This window comes from Serratia sp. T13T92 (assembly GCF_047530105.1).
GTDB lineage: Bacteria > Pseudomonadota > Gammaproteobacteria > Enterobacterales > Enterobacteriaceae > Chania > Chania fonticola.
The window spans coordinates 84,828-100,798 of sequence record NZ_JBLJAK010000002.1 but is presented as its reverse complement, the minus strand read 5'-3'; the positions used below and the strand labels follow the sequence as shown (position 1 = coordinate 100,798).

The following is a 15,971-nucleotide window of genomic DNA, read 5'->3' as shown; positions in this document are numbered from 1 at the left end:
CGTTCTGAGATATTTTTAGCGGTTTTTCAGGATGAATATAGTAATGCAGGAGAGCACCATGTCTACTATCAGCGCTGCCAACAGTGCCATCAAGCGAACCAATAAGCGTTACTGGATCGTGGTAATGCTGTTTATCGTCACCTCATTCAACTATGGCGATCGTGCCACGCTTTCTATTGCCGGTACTGCAATGGCTCAGGATATTGGCCTCGATCCGGTTGGAATGGGTTATATCTTTTCGGCGTTTTCCTGGGCCTATGTAATTGGCCAGATCCCCGGTGGCTGGTTACTGGATCGCTTCGGCTCCAAACGGGTCTACTTCTGGAGCATCTTCATCTGGTCGCTGTTTACCTTGCTGCAAGGCTTCGTGGATATCTTCAGCGGTTTTGGCATCGTGATAGCGCTGTTTGCGCTGCGCTTCCTGGTTGGCCTGGCAGAAGCACCGTCATTCCCCGGTAACAGCCGGATTGTCGCCGCCTGGTTCCCTGCCCATGAACGTGGCACGGCGGTATCAATCTTCAACTCGGCCCAATACTTTGCCACGGTGATCTTCGCACCGATCATGGGCTGGCTGACGCATGCCGTTGGCTGGTCGCACGTGTTCTTCTTTATGGGGGGGCTGGGCATCATCCTGAGCTTTGTCTGGCTTAAGGTGCTGCACAATCCCAAAGACCACCCCAGCATCAATCAGGCCGAACTGGACTATATCGAAGCCGGCGGTGCCTTGATCAATATGGATCAGAAACAGGCCACACAGGTGAAGGTCAAAGGCGAGAAGTGGTTCCAGATCAAGCAGCTGCTGCAATCACGCATGATGATTGGCGTCTATATCGGCCAGTACTGCATCAATGCGCTGACCTATTTCTTTATCACCTGGTTCCCGGTGTATCTGGTGCAGGCGCGGGGGATGTCGATCCTCAAGGCTGGCTTTGTCGCCTCGGTTCCGGCCATTTGTGGTTTTGTCGGTGGGGTGCTCGGCGGCGTGATTTCCGACTACCTGATGCGCCGTACCCAGTCGCTGACCTTCGCCCGTAAAACGCCGATCGTGCTGGGCATGCTGTTGTCGATGTCGATGATCTTCTGCAACTACGTTGAAACCGAGTGGATGGTAGTGGGCATCATGGCCGCCGCGTTCTTCGGCAAGGGGCTGGGCGCGCTGGGGTGGGCAGTGATGGCAGATACCGCCCCCAAAGAGATCAGCGGCCTGAGCGGTGGCCTGTTCAATATGTTCGGAAATATCTCCGGCATCGTCACGCCGATCGCCATCGGCTACATCATTGGTACCACCGGATCGTTTAACGGCGCGCTGGTCTACGTCGGGATCCATGCACTGTTGGCGGTGGCCAGCTACCTGTTCATCGTGGGGGATATCAAGCGTATCGAACTGAAACCGATGGCCAAGGCCAGCAGGCAGTGACACGGCGGCGAGTTTGGCAATTGAACCCAAAATTTTGAGGACATCTTTATGACTACAGCACCAAAAATTACTGCCATGCAGGTTGTACCGGTGGCCGGTTACGACAGCATGCTGCTCAATCTCAGCGGCGCTCACGCCCCATTCTTCACCCGTAATATCGTGATCTTGCAGGATAACGCCGGTAACACCGGGCTAGGGGAGATCCCTGGTGGCGAGAAAATCCGCCAGACCCTGGAAGAGGCTCAGTCCCTGGTGGTTGGCAAAACCCTGGGGGAATACAAGAACGTGATGAACCGGGTGCGCGAACGCTTTGCCGATCGGGATGCCAGCGGGCGCGGCCTACAAACCTTCGATTTGCGTACCACCATCCACGTGGTGACCGGCATTGAAGCGGCGATGCTGGATCTGCTGGGGCAATTCCTTGATGTGCCGGTAGCTGCCCTGTTAGGGGATGGGCAGCAGCGTGACTCGGTGGAAATGCTGGGTTATCTGTTTTATGTCGGCGATCGCAACAAAACGCCGCTGCCTTACCAGAGCCAGCCGGATGATGCCTGCGACTGGTATCGCCTGCGTCATGAACAAGCGCTGACGCCGCAAAGCATTGTGCGCCTGGCAGAAGCGGCTTTTGATAAGTACGGCTTCAACGATTTCAAGCTAAAGGGCGGCGTATTGGCGGGCAGTGAAGAGGCCGAAGCCGTCACGGCGTTGGCGCAGCGTTTTCCTCAGGCACGTATTACGCTCGATCCCAACGGCGCCTGGTCGCTGAAGGAGGCGATCGTGATCGGCAAACAGCTGCGTAACGTGCTGGCCTATGCCGAAGATCCTTGCGGGGCAGAGCAGGGCTTCTCCGGGCGGGAAGTGATGGCTGAGTTCCGCCGTGCCACCGGCCTACCTACCGCGACCAATATGATCGCCACGGATTGGCGGCAGATGGGGCATACGCTGCAGTTGCAGTCGGTGGATATCCCATTGGCGGACCCTCATTTCTGGACCATGCAGGGATCGGTGCGCGTTGCGCAGATGTGCCATGAGTTCGGCCTGACCTGGGGCTCACACTCCAATAACCACTTCGATATCTCGTTGGCGATGTTCACCCATGTGGCCGCTGCGGCACCCGGCAACATTGCGGCGATCGACACCCATTGGATCTGGCAGGAGGGCAACCAACGGCTGACGCGGGAACCGCTGCAGATTGTCGGTGGCCGCGTACAGGTTCCACAACGGCCAGGATTGGGGATCGAGCTGGATCGGGATCGTTTGATGCAGGGCCATGAGCTTTACCAGAAACACGGGCTTGGAGCACGCGACGACGCGCAGGGTATGCAGTACCTCATCCCTGGCTGGATCTTTGATAACAAACGCCCGTGCCTGGTGCGTTAATCCGTCTACAGAGGAAATCTCATGAAGAGCTGCCATAACCCTTTTCGCCAATCGTTGCTCGCGGGTGAAACCCTGATCGGCTGCTGGTCTGCGCTTGCCAACCCGATCTCTACCGAAGTCTTGGGGCTGGCCGGTTTTGACTGGCTGGTGCTGGATGGCGAGCATGCGCCGAATGACATTGGCACTTTCGTACCGCAACTGATGGCGCTGAAGGGCAGCCCTAGCGCCGCAGTGGTACGCCCGCCCTGCAACGAACCGGTGATTATCAAACGCCTGCTGGATATCGGTTTCTATAACTTTCTGATCCCGTTTGTGGAAAGTGCCGAGCAGGCACAACAGGCGGTAGCGTCGACGCGTTATCCCCCTGCGGGGATCCGTGGGGTCTCTGTGTCACACCGCAGCAACGGTTACGGCACTGTGCCGGACTATTTCGCCCAGATCAACCAGCAGATTGCGGTGCTGGTGCAGATCGAAAGCCAGCAGGGGGTCGATAATCTGGATGCGATAGCTGGCGTTGAGGGCGTTGACGGCATCTTTGTCGGGCCGGGGGATCTTTCCGCCGCTTTGGGGTATCTCGGCCAGCCAAACCACCCGGAGGTGCAGGCGGTGATCCGTCATATTTTCGAGCGTGCCAGCGCGCACGGTAAAGCCAGTGGCATTTTGGCACCGGCTGAGGCTGATGCTCGCCGTTATCTGGAATGGGGAGCCAGGTTCGTGGCCGTTGGTAGCGATCTTGGTGTATTCCGCACGGCCACGCAGGCCTTGTGCGATCGGTTTAAACAGGGTGTTGAATAAGGAGAACGGGATGAAAATTGGATTTATTGGCTTGGGAATTATGGGGAAACCCATGAGTAAAAACCTGCTGCAGGCGGGTTATTCGCTGGTGGTGATGGACCGCAATGCCGAAGCGGTGGCTGAACTGGCCGCACTGGGTGCCGATGTTGCCGCCACGCCAAAGGCGGTGGCCGCACTGAGTGATATCGTGATCACCATGTTGCCTAACTCACCGCAGGTGCGGGAAGTGGCATTGGGAGAAAATGGCCTTATTGAGGGAGCCAAAGCGGGGAGCGTGCTGATAGACATGAGCTCTATTGCTCCATTGGCAAGCCGTGAAATCAGCGAAGCACTGGCTACCAAACAGATTGCCATGCTGGATGCACCGGTGAGCGGCGGTGAGCCTAAGGCGATCGATGCCACATTGTCGGTGATGGTGGGCGGTGATAAAGAGGTGTTTGATCGCTGTTTTGAAGTGATGAAAACCATGGCCGGTTCGGTGGTGCATACCGGCGATATTGGCGCTGGCAACGTCACCAAGCTGGCGAATCAGGTGATCGTGGCGCTCAATATAGCGGCCATGTCCGAGGCGCTGGTGTTGGCGACCAAGGCCGGGGTTAATCCAGATTTGGTTTTCCAGGCGATCCGCGGTGGGCTGGCGGGCAGCACGGTGTTGGAAGCCAAGGCACCGATGGTGATGGATCGCAATTTCAAACCGGGTTTCCGCATTGACTTGCACATCAAGGATCTGGCCAACGCGCTGGATACCTCCCATGGCGTGGGGGCACAGCTACCACTGACCGCTGCGGTGATGGAAATGATGCAGGCTCTGCGCGCCGATGGTCTGGGCAATGCCGATCACAGCGCACTGGCGTGTTATTACGAAAAGTTGGCCAAGGCAGAGGTTACGCGATAGGGGCAGCAGAGTACTGGTTAGTTAAGGTGACGCCCCTCACCCCAACCCTCTCCCGTAGGGCTGAGGAATCCCCAGAAAAATTGAGACGAGAAATAGGCTGTTTTTTACCCAAAACAGGACTAAAAAATAGCCTCAAGCAGACGAGAAGAAGTGGTTCGTCATTCTCTCACTGCCAATTTACGAACAAAATGGAACGGATTGATCGTAAAACACTCGCTCTAATTCTCTGAAACCACTAAGAAAAAATTAGTGGGGATTCCTCAGCCCGTAGGGAGAGGGAGCTGTCCGGAGTTGTGGCAAGGTGCGGTGCTCAATCTGTTAGCTGGGTAAATGATGTGGTCTAGTAATATTGAACACCAATTAAGGTTTTTTTAGCCGCATGTTTTTCTTTGGCATGTGGGAGCTGTTCGGAGTTGTGGCAAGGTGCTGTGTTAATCTGTTAGCTGGGTAAAAGGTAGTGGGTTTAGTGCCATGGTCAGGTAAGTTTCTGCAACAAATAGCGAGCTCGATCGGTCCCCTCTCCCTGTGGGAGAGGGTTAGGGTGAGGGGCGTCTAGCTTACCCCAACTGGAACTTCGCTTCCGTCTCCACCAGCTCAATCTCATCCAACAGCTCCAGCCATTCCGGTTCTAAATCACCGTTGCTGACACCCTGACGCAGTTGCTGCTCAAGATAGAAGCAGAGTTGCTTCAGGCGCGGAACGCCGCTGTAGCTGCAACTGCCGTGCAGCTTGTGGATCAGATCGAGAATGGTGTCGTCCTCTTCTCCTTCCAGCACGGCTTTTACCCGATCGCTGACCTGCGGCAGGAACTCGATCAGCATCTGCAACAGATCGCGCGCCAGATCCTCTTTATTGGCGGCCTGGCGCAATGCCAACGGCCAATCCAGCGATAACGGTGGTTCAGCCGGGCTACGCGGCTGGGCTGCCTCTGGTTCAAGTTCGACGGTGTGATAACGGGAGAGCACCCGTGTCAGCATGGCTTCGTCAATCGGCTTGGCCAGATAGTCATCCATGCCGGCCTGCAACAGGTGTTCGCGCTCGCCGCTCACTGCATGGGCGGTTACGGCGACGATCGGCGTGGAGTTGTGATGCGGCATCTGGCGGATCAGCTCACTGGCGCGGATGCCGTCAATGTTCGGCATCTGAATATCCATCAGGATCATATCCAGCACGTTATCACGTGCCAGCACGATGGCTTCCTCACCGCTTTCGCACAGCAGCGTCTTTTCTACCTGCTCGGCCAGCAAGGCACCGATCAGCTTCAGGTTGGCCGGGTTATCATCGACTGCCATCACCGTCAGCGGTAAGCGTCTATGTACCTTTGGCGCGTTCTGACGCAGCGGGGCCTCCAGACGCAGTAACGGATACAGGCGATTACTGCTGATCGGTTTGGTCAGGCAGCCGATAGCGCCCAGCTTTTTCATTTTTTCGGCATCGATCTGCGACTGGCTAGGCACCGCCAGGATCACCCGATCGGCAAGTTTCAGCGACTCCAGCAGCTTGTCTCGATGCTGGCCGTTAGCATCCCGATAAGGGATCGGTACGCCTGCCAACAGGAAGTCATAATGATTTTTCGGCAATTGCCCCAGGGTTGGCGAATGGGTTACCACCAAATGGGTGACGCTCAACATATTCAGTGTTGCCTGGGCCGCCGTTGGGTTGGCTTCGATATAGGCCAACGTCTTACCGCGCAAATCCGGTAGACTAGGTGGCAGCGACAACATGCCTTCGTTGAGATCGAGGGTGATGTGGAACCAGAAGGTTGAGCCACGGTTGAGTTGGCTGTGGAAGTTGATATCCCCCCCCATCTCTTTCACCAGCTTCTGGGTGATCACCAGGCCCAGCCCAGTACCGCCATGGCGGCGCGAGATGCTGGCATCTGCCTGGCGGAAGGCCTGGAACAGCTGCGATTGCTGGCGTTCAGAAATCCCGATGCCGGTATCGTGGATCTGCACTTCCAGCTCCACTTGGCGTTCCAACTGGTTACGTAGCTCGACGCGGATATCGATATTGCCGGTTTCGGTAAACTTCACTGCATTGCCGAGCAAATTGGTGATCACCTGCTGTAGCCGCAGTGAATCGCCAATCACCTGCTCTGGCACATCGTTTTGCACATCCAGGGTAAGCTCCAACCCTTTGTCGTGTGCGCTAGGGGCCAGCAATACCAGCACCTCATCCAGCGTTTCACGCAGCGAGAACGGAATGTGTTCCAGGATCAGCTTGCCAGCCTCCAGCTTGGAGAAGTCCAGCACGTCGTTGATGATGGTCAGCAGGTTGTTGGCCGAGCGTTCGATAGTTTGCAGATAGTCGGTCTGGGTGGCGCTCAGGTCGGTTTTCAGCGTCTGGCGGGTAAAGCCGATCACCCCGTTGAGCGGAGTACGCAGCTCATGGGACATATTGGCCAGGAATTCCGATTTGATACGGGCGGCTTCCTGCGCGCGTTTCTTCGCCAGATCCAGCTCAACGTTCTGGATCTCCATTTGTTCCAGCGTTTCACGCAGATCGGAGGTGGCTTGGTCGATGTTCTGCTGCATCTCCTCGTGATAGGCGGTCAGCGACATCGCCATCGAGTTGATGCCGTTTTTCAGCATTTGCAGCTCGCCGAGCATAAAGCCTTCGACCCGGCTATCTAACTGGCCCCGGCGGATACGGTCGACGGTGTTGACCATATTGCGGATCGGGCCGGTGACGTCGCGCATCAGGCGGTAGGCAAACAGAATGGCAATACACATACACAACAACAGCAGCAGGGTAGAAACGAACACCTCTTTATATTGCTGCAGGCGTACCGATTGCAGATCCAGCTCGATCGCCACATAGCCGAGATTGCTGTCGGGATGTGCCTCCTCGCTGGTGCCTTCGTCCGGGAACTGCGACTCCGACAGGATTGGCGTGCGCAGGATCAGTGAATCGCCGCGCCGGGTCAGCATCATATCGGTGGGCACCGGCACACCTTTGGGTAACTGCAACTGGGTATAATTGTGATGATAGTTGGAGGTGACAAACAGGTTGTTCTGCGCATCAAACACGGTGATCGCCCGGACGATATCCGAATGGCGGCGATGCAGCAGGCTGACCAGTTGCCGCACCGACTCACGGCTGCGGAAGGTCATGCCATATTCGCTGGCGACGGCCAGAGGTTCGATGATGCTGGCACCGGCATCGACCAATTGCTCCTGCAGCTCGTTGTAGCGGTGCACTACAAAGAAGGTGCTGAGCAGCAGACCGATCAATAAAGTCGGTGCCAGGATCAGGATCATCATGCGCGCGCGCAAGCTGTATTTGGTCATGGGATTCCAATGTGGGAGAATTGGAGGCTAATCTTAAGCTGAATTAACCAACACACAATCAATAATTATGGCGCAATTCTACTCTCCGAAACGCCGCGTGACGACCCGGCAAGCTTCACAAATATTCACGGTGACGGTAACGGACCTCGATCCATTTGGCCAGGGAGTGGCGCGCCATGAAGGCAAAGCGGTATTTGTCCCCGGAGTTTTACCGGGGGAACAGGCCGAAATCCAGTTAACGCAGGACAAACGACAGTTCGCCAAAGGTCAACTCAGGCAACTGTTAAATTGCAGCATACAACGTGTTGAGCCGCGCTGCCCACACTTTGGTGTGTGCGGCGGTTGCCAACAGCAGCATGTCTCCGAGGCGCTGCAACAGCAAAGCAAGGCGGCGGCGCTGGGGCGCTTGATCTGCCGCGAAACTGGGGTGACGCCGCAACAGGAACCGGTGATTGCCGGGCCACAATATGGCTACCGTCGGCGGGCGCGGCTGGGGTTACAGTGGCAACCCCAGCAGCACCGTTTGCTGATGGGTTTTCACCAGGCCGCCTCGTCCGATCTGGTGGCGGTGAAGCAGTGCCCGGTATTGGCACCGGAACTGGAACGGCTGCTGGTGCCGCTGTATCAATGCCTGAGCGGCTTGCAGGCCGTGCAGCGTCTGGGCCATGCGGAGCTGGTGTTGGCGGATAACGGACCGGTGCTGGTGTTGCGCCACCTGGATGCGCTCAAGCAGGGCGATCGTCAGGCTTTGCAGCAGTTTGCCCAGCAAAATGGCACCGCCGTTTATTTGGCACCGGACAGCGTTCGGCTGGAAAAACTGTGCGGTGAAGCGCCGTATTATCAGGTTGACGGGCTACGCTTAGACTTCAATCCGCGCGATTTTATTCAGGTAAATGATGCGGTAAATCAGCAAATGGTGGCTCAGGCCCTTGAATGGCTCGAGATTGAGCCCAATGATCGCATATTGGATCTGTTTTGTGGCATGGGCAACTTTACCTTGCCGCTGGCCAAGCGGGCCAAGGCGGTGGTCGGGATTGAAGGTGTTGCCACGCTGGTAGCGAATGGGCAATATAATGCCGATAGGAATAGGCTCAGTAATGTCTCCTTTTTCCATGAAAATCTGGAAGATGACGTTGCGCGACAACCATGGGCAGCACAGGGATTTGATAAGGTGATGCTGGATCCAGCCCGCGCAGGTGCGGCTGGGGTGATGTCACATATTGTAAAACTGGCGCCAGAGCGCGTGGTGTATATATCCTGTAACCCCACGACATTGGCACGCGACAGCAAAGTGTTGCTGGACGCCGGTTATCGTCTTGCGCGTGTGCGGATGTTGGATATGTTCCCGCACACGGGGCATCTTGAATCCATGGCGCTGTTTATCCACGGGTCGCGGAAAAAGTAGGGAGAAGTTATGGTCGCGGTAAGAACTGCACATCTGAATACGGCGGGTGAATTCGCGCTTGATGACTGGATAGCCAGCCTGGGGTTGCCCAACCCGCAGTCAGGTGAGCGATTAGCCGCAACCTGGCGTTACTGTGAACAGCAGACGAAAGACCATCCCGATGCGCCGTTGCTGCTATGGCGTGGCCTGGAGATGGTGGAGATCCTCTCGACCCTCAGCATGGATAACGACAGTATGCGCGCGGCGCTGCTGTTCCCGTTGGTAGACGCGGCGATCGTTCCTGAAGCCACCCTCACCGAAGAGTTCGGTGCCGGCATTACCTCCCTGGTGCATGGCGTACGCGATATGGACGCCATCCGCCAACTGAAAGCCACCCACAACGACTCGATGGGCTCCGAGCAGGTCGATAACGTGCGCCGCATGCTGCTGGCGATGGTGGAAGATTTCCGCTGCGTGGTGATCAAGCTGGCAGAGCGCATTGCCCACCTGCGTGAAGTGAAGGATGCGCCGGAAGACGAACGCGTGCTGGCGGCCAAAGAGTGTTCCAATATCTACGCCCCGCTGGCCAACCGCCTCGGCATTGGCCAGTTGAAATGGGAACTGGAAGATTTCTGCTTCCGCTATCTGCATCCCGATGAATACAAACGCATTGCCAAGCTGCTGCATGAACGCCGTATCGATCGCGAGCAGTTTATTGATGACTTCGTGGCTTCATTGCATAGCGCGATGGAGATCGAAGGCATCAAGGCGGACATTTATGGCCGCCCGAAACACATTTACAGCATCTGGCGCAAGATGCAGAAGAAATCGCTGGCGTTCGACGAGCTGTTCGACGTGCGTGCGGTGCGCGTAGTGGTGGAGCGCCTGCAGGATTGCTATGCGGCGTTAGGCATCGTCCATACCCATTTCCGCCATCTGCCGGATGAGTTTGACGACTACGTCGCCAACCCGAAACCGAACGGCTATCAGTCGATCCATACCGTGGTGCTCGGGCCGCGTGGCAAAACGCTGGAGATCCAGATCCGCACCCGCCAGATGCACGAAGATGCCGAGCTGGGCGTCGCTGCACACTGGAAATACAAAGAAGGCGCGGTGGTTACGGCGCGTTCCGGCTACGAAGAACGTATTGCCTGGCTGCGTAAGCTGATCGCCTGGCAGGAAGAGATGGCGGACTCGGGCGAAATGCTCGACGAAGTGCGCAGCCAGGTGTTCGACGATCGCGTCTACGTGTTTACGCCGAAGGGCGACGTGGTGGATCTGCCAGCCGGCTCCACGCCGCTGGACTTTGCCTACCATATCCACAGCGACGTCGGTCACCGCTGTATCGGTGCCAAGATCGGCGGCCGTATCGTGCCGTTTACCTACCAGTTGCAGATGGGCGATCAGATTGAAATCATCACTCAGAAGCAGCCGAACCCGAGCCGTGACTGGCTGAACCCTAACCTGGGCTATGTCACCACCAGCCGTGGGCGCTCCAAGATCCACAACTGGTTCCGCAAGCAGGATCGCGATAAAAACATCCTGGCCGGGCGGCAGATGTTGGACAACGAGCTGGAACACCTCGGTATCAGCCTGCGGGAAGCCGAAAAGCTGCTGATCCCACGTTATAACGTCAACTCGTTGGATGAAGTGTTGGCGAGCATTGGCGGCGGCGATATCCGTCTCAACCAGATGGTGAACTTCCTGCAGGGCAAGCTCAACAAGCCTAGCGCCGAGGAGCAGGATCGCGAAGCGTTACGCCAACTGACCCAGCAGAAAGCCCCGGCAACCTCGGCCCGCAGCAAAGATAATGGCCGTGTGGTGGTCGAAGGCGTCGGCAATCTGATGCACCACATTGCCCGCTGCTGCCAGCCGATCCCGGGTGACGACATTGTCGGCTTTATCACCCAGGGGCGCGGGATCTCGATCCACCGTGCGGATTGCGATCAACTGGCGGAGCTACAGTCTCACGCGCCGGAACGTATCGTGGATGCGGTCTGGGGGGAAAGCTACTCCAGCGGTTATTCGCTGGTGGTGCGCGTCGTGGCCAACGATCGCAGCGGTTTGCTGCGTGATATCACCACTATCCTGGCCAACGAGAAGGTCAACGTATTGGGCGTCGCCAGCCGCAGCGACACCAAAAAGCAGCTGGCCACCATCGATATGGACATCGAAATCTATAACCAGGTGGTGCTGGGCCGCGTGCTGGCCAAGCTCAATCAACTGCCCGACGTTATCGACGCCAAACGCCTGCACGGCGCTTGATTTTTCTTTTTTGCTCAAGGGGCAGCATACTGACAATGTTGCACCCGGTTCCCAATGTAGGGGCGCTGCATGCCGCGCCCATTCAGATATCAATGGAACGGGCGCAGCATGCGGCGCCCCTACGTGGTGAGCCTAATTATTCAGAGACTCAACATGACCCAACCTATGCCGTTACAACGCCTGCTGACCATTATGAAAACCCTGCGCGATCCGCAGGTGGGTTGCCCGTGGGATCGTAAGCAGACCTTCGCCACCATCGCGCCTTACACCCTGGAAGAAACCTACGAAGTGCTGGACGCCATTGAGCGCCAGGACTATGCCGAGCTGCGTGATGAACTGGGCGATCTGCTGTTCCAGGTGGTGTTTTATGCCCAGATGGGGCAGGAGCAGGGGCTGTTTGACTTCGATCAGGTGTGCAACGCCATCAGCGATAAGCTGGAACGCCGTCACCCGCATATCTTCGGTGAGGCTGAGGCGGCAGACAGCGCGGCGGTTTCCGCCCGCTGGGAGCAGTTGAAGGCCGGTGAACGGGCAGAGAAAGCGCTGCACTCGGCGCTGGATGATATTCCCAACGCCTTACCGGCGCTGATGAAGGCTCATAAAATCCAGAAGCGCTGTGCCGCGGTCGGCTTCGACTGGAACACCTTGGGGCCGGTCGTAGGCAAAGTGTATGAAGAGCTGGATGAAGTGATGCACGAAGCCCAGCAAGCGGTGGTAGACGAGCAGAAGCTGGAAGAGGAGATTGGCGATCTGCTGTTTGCCACGGTCAATCTTTCCCGCCATCTGGGGCATAAAGCGGAAAAGGCGTTGCAGGTGGCCAACCGCAAGTTTGAACGCCGTTTCCGCCAGGTTGAGGAGATCGTGCAAAGCCGCGGTCTGACAATGCAGGAAGCCACGTTGGAGCAGATGGAAGAGGCCTGGCAGCAGGTCAAACGCCTGGAAAACTAATTGCTCATCGCGTTGTCCTAACTGTGTCGCTTGTTTGATCGGCGACAATATTTACTCAAGCTGAAACGGTTAAGCTCGAGTTGTGGATTGCTGAATCTGGTTTAACCGGCAGAAAAGCTCAACAAACTGAAATCTAAGGTGTTTTATTGCATCAAAAGTCGGTTTGCACGCAGTTTTTTACGCTAACTCATTGTTTCTAAAAGGCTCTAAAACAGGGGCCGAACGATTAAACCGGGATGAACTCACGAGGGTGGCAGAGATGATGGCAGGTAAAACGATCGTTTGTAGGTCAAGAGAGGTTCGGGTATACTACTTTCCCGTCTTGGTTCTTCCATCGTCTTTAAACCTAAACTCTCAGGTTCAGCATGACAACTAACTATATTTTTGTAACCGGCGGGGTCGTATCCTCTCTGGGTAAAGGCATTGCCGCAGCCTCCTTGGCGGCTATTCTTGAAGCCCGTGGCCTCAACGTTACCATCATGAAACTGGACCCGTACATCAACGTGGATCCGGGCACCATGAGCCCGATTCAGCATGGGGAAGTTTTCGTCACCGAAGACGGGGCAGAAACCGATCTGGATCTGGGTCACTACGAGCGCTTCATCCGTACCAAAATGACGCGTCGTAACAACTTCACCACCGGGCGTATCTACTCCGACGTGCTGCGCAAAGAGCGCCGTGGCGACTACTTGGGTGCCACCGTACAGGTGATCCCACACATCACCAACGCCATTAAAGAACGCATTATCGAAGGCGGCGAAGGCCACGATGTGGTGCTGGTCGAAATCGGCGGCACCGTCGGCGATATCGAATCCCTGCCGTTCCTGGAAGCCATTCGTCAGATGGCCGTCGAAGTGGGCCGTGAGCACACTCTGTACATGCATTTGACGCTGGTGCCATACCTGGCTGCCGCGGGTGAAGTGAAAACCAAACCTACCCAGCATTCGGTAAAAGAGCTGCTTTCCATCGGTATTCAGCCAGATGTGCTGATCTGCCGTTCCGATCGCGCAGTTCCTGCTAATGAACGCGCTAAAATCGCTCTTTTCTGTAACGTACCGGAAAAAGCGGTTATCTCCCTGAAAGACGTTGATTCCATTTATAAAATCCCAGGCCTCTTGAAATCTCAGGGCTTGGATGATTATATTTGTAAACGATTCAGCCTGACACCGCCGGAAGCCAATCTGGGCGAGTGGGAGCAGGTGATCTACGAAGAAGCCAATCCAGGCGGCGAAGTGACCATCGGGATGGTCGGCAAATATGTCGAACTGCCAGATGCTTACAAGTCGGTGATCGAAGCGCTCAAGCACGGTGGCTTGAAAAACCGTCTGACCGTCAACATCAAGCTGATCGATTCGCAGGATGTTGAAACCCGCGGCGTTGAAGTGCTGAAAGATCTGGATGCAATCCTGATCCCTGGCGGCTTTGGCTATCGTGGCGTGGAAGGCAAGGTGATGACCGCACGCTACGCGCGTGAAAACAAAATTCCTTATCTGGGTATTTGCCTGGGTATGCAGGTGGCGTTGATGGAGTTTGCGCGCAACGTGGCGGGGATGGAAAATGCTAACTCCACCGAATTTGTGCCAGACTGTAAGTACCCGGTTGTCGCATTGATCACCGAGTGGCGTGACGAAGACGGCAACGTCGAAGTCCGTACCGAAGAAAGCGATCTGGGCGGCACGATGCGCGTCGGTGGCCAGCAATGCCACCTGACCGACAACAGCCTGGTGCGCAAGATGTACGGCGAACCAACCATCGTGGAACGTCACCGTCACCGTTACGAAGTCAACAACATGCTGTTGAAGCCGATCGAAGCCGCGGGTATGCGTGTGGCAGGTCGTTCTGCGGATAACAAGCTGGTTGAGATTATTGAATTGCCTGATCATCCGTGGTTTGTGGCTTGTCAGTTCCATCCGGAATTTACGTCGACGCCGCGTGATGGACATCCGTTGTTCGCTGGCTTTGTCAAGGCAGCTGGTGAGCACCAGAAGCGTCAGGTGAAATAAGAGTTTTAGTAAGCAACGCGCGGCCAAAACCGCGCGTTGTTTGTCTGGAGTTTTAGTTTAACTTGTCTGAGGAAAACCTAATGTCCAAAATCATTAAAGTCATCGGTCGTGAAATCATCGACTCACGCGGCAACCCAACTGTTGAAGCCGAAGTTCATCTGGAAGGCGGTTTCGTCGGTCTGGCTGCAGCGCCGTCAGGTGCTTCTACCGGTTCCCGTGAAGCACTGGAACTGCGTGACGGTGACAAGTCTCGTTTCCTGGGTAAAGGCGTACTGAAAGCCGTTGCCGCAGTAAATGGCCCAATCGCTCAGGCGGTTGTGGGTAAAGATGCCAAAGACCAGGCTAACATCGACAAGATCATGATCGATCTGGACGGTACCGAGAACAAATCCCAGTTTGGTGCTAACGCCATCCTGGCTGTTTCTCTGGCTGCTGCCAAGGCCGCTGCTGCCTCTAAAGGTATGCCGCTGTATGAGCACATTGCTGAACTGAACGGCACCCCAGGCAAATTCTCTATGCCGTTGCCTATGATGAACATCATCAACGGTGGTGAGCACGCAGACAACAACGTTGATATTCAAGAGTTCATGATCCAGCCTGTTGGCGCTAAAACTCTGAAAGAAGCCGTACGTATGGGTTCTGAAGTGTTCCACACCCTGGCTAAAGTGCTGAAGTCTAAAGGCATGGGCACTTCTGTTGGTGACGAAGGTGGCTACGCGCCAAACCTGGGTTCTAACGCCGAAGCGCTGGCTGTTATCGCTGAAGCGGTAAAAGCGGCAGGCTATGAGCTGGGTAAAGACATTACTCTGGCTATGGACTGTGCAGCGTCTGAATTCTACAAAGACGGCAAATATGTTCTGGCCGGCGAAGGCAACAAAGCCTTCACTTCTGAAGAGTTCACTCACTTCCTGGAAGACCTGACCAAGCAATACCCAATCGTGTCTATCGAAGACGGTCTGGACGAATCTGACTGGGATGGTTTCGCATACCAGACCAAAGTACTGGGCGACAAAATCCAGCTGGTGGGCGACGACCTGTTCGTGACCAACACCAAGATCTTGAAAGAAGGCATCGAGAAAGGCATCGCTAACTCCATCCTGATCAAATTCAACCAGATCGGTTCTCTGACCGAAACTCTGGCTGCAATCAAGATGGCGAAAGACGCAGGCTACACTGCGGTGATCTCTCACCGTTCAGGTGAAACCGAAGATGCGACCATCGCTGACCTGGCGGTAGGTACTGCAGCTGGCCAGATCAAAACCGGTTCTATGAGCCGTTCTGACCGCGTTGCTAAATACAACCAACTGATCCGTATCGAAGAAGCGCTGGGCAACCGCGCACCGTTCAATGGCCTGAAAGAAGTTAAAGGTCAGTAATATTACGGTTTGATTCGTTACCGAATCAGTAAGCAAACGGAGAGTGCCGTAAAGGTACTCTCCGTTTTTTTTACCTGCGTTAAATAGATTCACCAATCTGCAACATAACGCAATAATTGATTTAAGATTTGACTTGGGCGGAGAAAATTTATTTCAGCGCGAATTGTCCCGTTTGGTGGTGATATTTTCCTGCCCGGTGAAGCAAGTTTTGATATCAG

The 15,971-nt window shown here is 55.6% G+C and carries 10 protein-coding genes; 9 read left to right on the top strand and 1 reads right to left on the bottom strand.

Features of this window, described 5'->3' with window-relative positions:
• Positions 1 to 58 precede the first annotated feature (58 nt).
• The 4 genes from ACMV5I_RS04120 to garR are packed head-to-tail and all read left to right on the top strand — an operon-like array spanning position 59 to position 4,487.
• Entirely contained in the window at positions 59 to 1,417 is a 1,359-nt protein-coding gene (locus tag ACMV5I_RS04120; RefSeq protein ID WP_024483471.1) for an MFS transporter, read from the top strand.
• A gap of 48 nt (positions 1,418 to 1,465) precedes the next feature.
• Positions 1,466 to 2,797, top strand: coding sequence for a glucarate dehydratase (gene gudD, locus ACMV5I_RS04115; RefSeq protein WP_414823742.1), 1,332 nt, complete (start codon positions 1,466 to 1,468; stop codon positions 2,795 to 2,797).
• Between the two features lie 21 nt (positions 2,798 to 2,818).
• Positions 2,819 to 3,592, top strand: a complete 774-nt coding sequence (gene garL / locus ACMV5I_RS04110; RefSeq protein ID WP_121608728.1) for a 2-dehydro-3-deoxyglucarate aldolase — start codon at positions 2,819 to 2,821, stop codon at positions 3,590 to 3,592.
• Positions 3,593 to 3,602: 10 nt separating this feature from the next.
• On the top strand, positions 3,603 to 4,487 hold the full coding sequence (gene garR / locus ACMV5I_RS04105; protein ID WP_141131151.1) for a 2-hydroxy-3-oxopropionate reductase: 885 nt from the start codon (positions 3,603 to 3,605) through the stop codon (positions 4,485 to 4,487).
• A 557-nt stretch (positions 4,488 to 5,044) separates the two neighbouring features.
• On the opposite strand, the gene barA is transcribed toward garR, so the two are convergent.
• On the bottom strand, positions 5,045 to 7,777 hold the full coding sequence (gene barA, locus ACMV5I_RS04100) for a two-component sensor histidine kinase BarA (RefSeq protein WP_202671529.1): 2,733 nt from the start codon (positions 7,775 to 7,777) through the stop codon (positions 5,045 to 5,047).
• Between the two features lie 67 nt (positions 7,778 to 7,844).
• Here barA and rlmD point away from each other — a divergent pair, with 67 nt between their 5' ends.
• The 5 genes from rlmD (at position 7,845) to eno (ending at position 15,753) form a co-directional block, all read left to right on the top strand.
• Positions 7,845 to 9,182: a 23S rRNA (uracil(1939)-C(5))-methyltransferase RlmD gene (gene rlmD, locus ACMV5I_RS04095; RefSeq protein WP_414823741.1), complete on the top strand. Its 1,338-nt coding sequence runs from the start codon at positions 7,845 to 7,847 to the stop codon at positions 9,180 to 9,182.
• A 9-nt stretch (positions 9,183 to 9,191) separates the two neighbouring features.
• Positions 9,192 to 11,426, top strand: coding sequence for a GTP diphosphokinase (gene relA, locus ACMV5I_RS04090; protein ID WP_065687048.1), 2,235 nt, complete (start codon positions 9,192 to 9,194; stop codon positions 11,424 to 11,426).
• A gap of 153 nt (positions 11,427 to 11,579) precedes the next feature.
• Positions 11,580 to 12,374: a nucleoside triphosphate pyrophosphohydrolase gene (mazG, locus tag ACMV5I_RS04085; protein ID WP_261287906.1), complete on the top strand. Its 795-nt coding sequence runs from the start codon at positions 11,580 to 11,582 to the stop codon at positions 12,372 to 12,374.
• Positions 12,375 to 12,739: 365 nt separating this feature from the next.
• The gene (gene pyrG, locus ACMV5I_RS04080; RefSeq protein ID WP_024483442.1) at positions 12,740 to 14,377 is read left to right on the top strand and encodes a glutamine hydrolyzing CTP synthase; all 1,638 of its coding nucleotides are present in this window, start codon (positions 12,740 to 12,742) and stop codon (positions 14,375 to 14,377) included.
• 80 nt (positions 14,378 to 14,457) lie between these two features.
• Entirely contained in the window at positions 14,458 to 15,753 is a 1,296-nt protein-coding gene (gene eno / locus ACMV5I_RS04075; protein WP_024483441.1) for a phosphopyruvate hydratase, read from the top strand.
• Positions 15,754 to 15,971: the final 218 nt, after the last annotated feature.

Bases quoted from the DNA above. Each gene is read 5' to 3' on its own strand.
- ACMV5I_RS04120 (WP_024483471.1), top strand. From the start codon at position 59: ATGTCTACTATCAGCGCTGCCAACAGTGCCATCAAGCGAACCAATAAG.
- gudD (WP_414823742.1), top strand. From the start codon at position 1,466: ATGACTACAGCACCAAAAATTACTGCCATGCAGGTTGTACCGGTGGCC.
- garL (WP_121608728.1), top strand. From the start codon at position 2,819: ATGAAGAGCTGCCATAACCCTTTTCGCCAATCGTTGCTCGCGGGTGAA.
- garR (WP_141131151.1), top strand. From the start codon at position 3,603: ATGAAAATTGGATTTATTGGCTTGGGAATTATGGGGAAACCCATGAGT.
- barA (WP_202671529.1), bottom strand. From the start codon at position 7,777: ATGACCAAATACAGCTTGCGCGCGCGCATGATGATCCTGATCCTGGCA.
- rlmD (WP_414823741.1), top strand. From the start codon at position 7,845: ATGGCGCAATTCTACTCTCCGAAACGCCGCGTGACGACCCGGCAAGCT.
- relA (WP_065687048.1), top strand. From the start codon at position 9,192: ATGGTCGCGGTAAGAACTGCACATCTGAATACGGCGGGTGAATTCGCG.
- mazG (WP_261287906.1), top strand. From the start codon at position 11,580: ATGACCCAACCTATGCCGTTACAACGCCTGCTGACCATTATGAAAACC.
- pyrG (WP_024483442.1), top strand. From the start codon at position 12,740: ATGACAACTAACTATATTTTTGTAACCGGCGGGGTCGTATCCTCTCTG.
- eno (WP_024483441.1), top strand. From the start codon at position 14,458: ATGTCCAAAATCATTAAAGTCATCGGTCGTGAAATCATCGACTCACGC.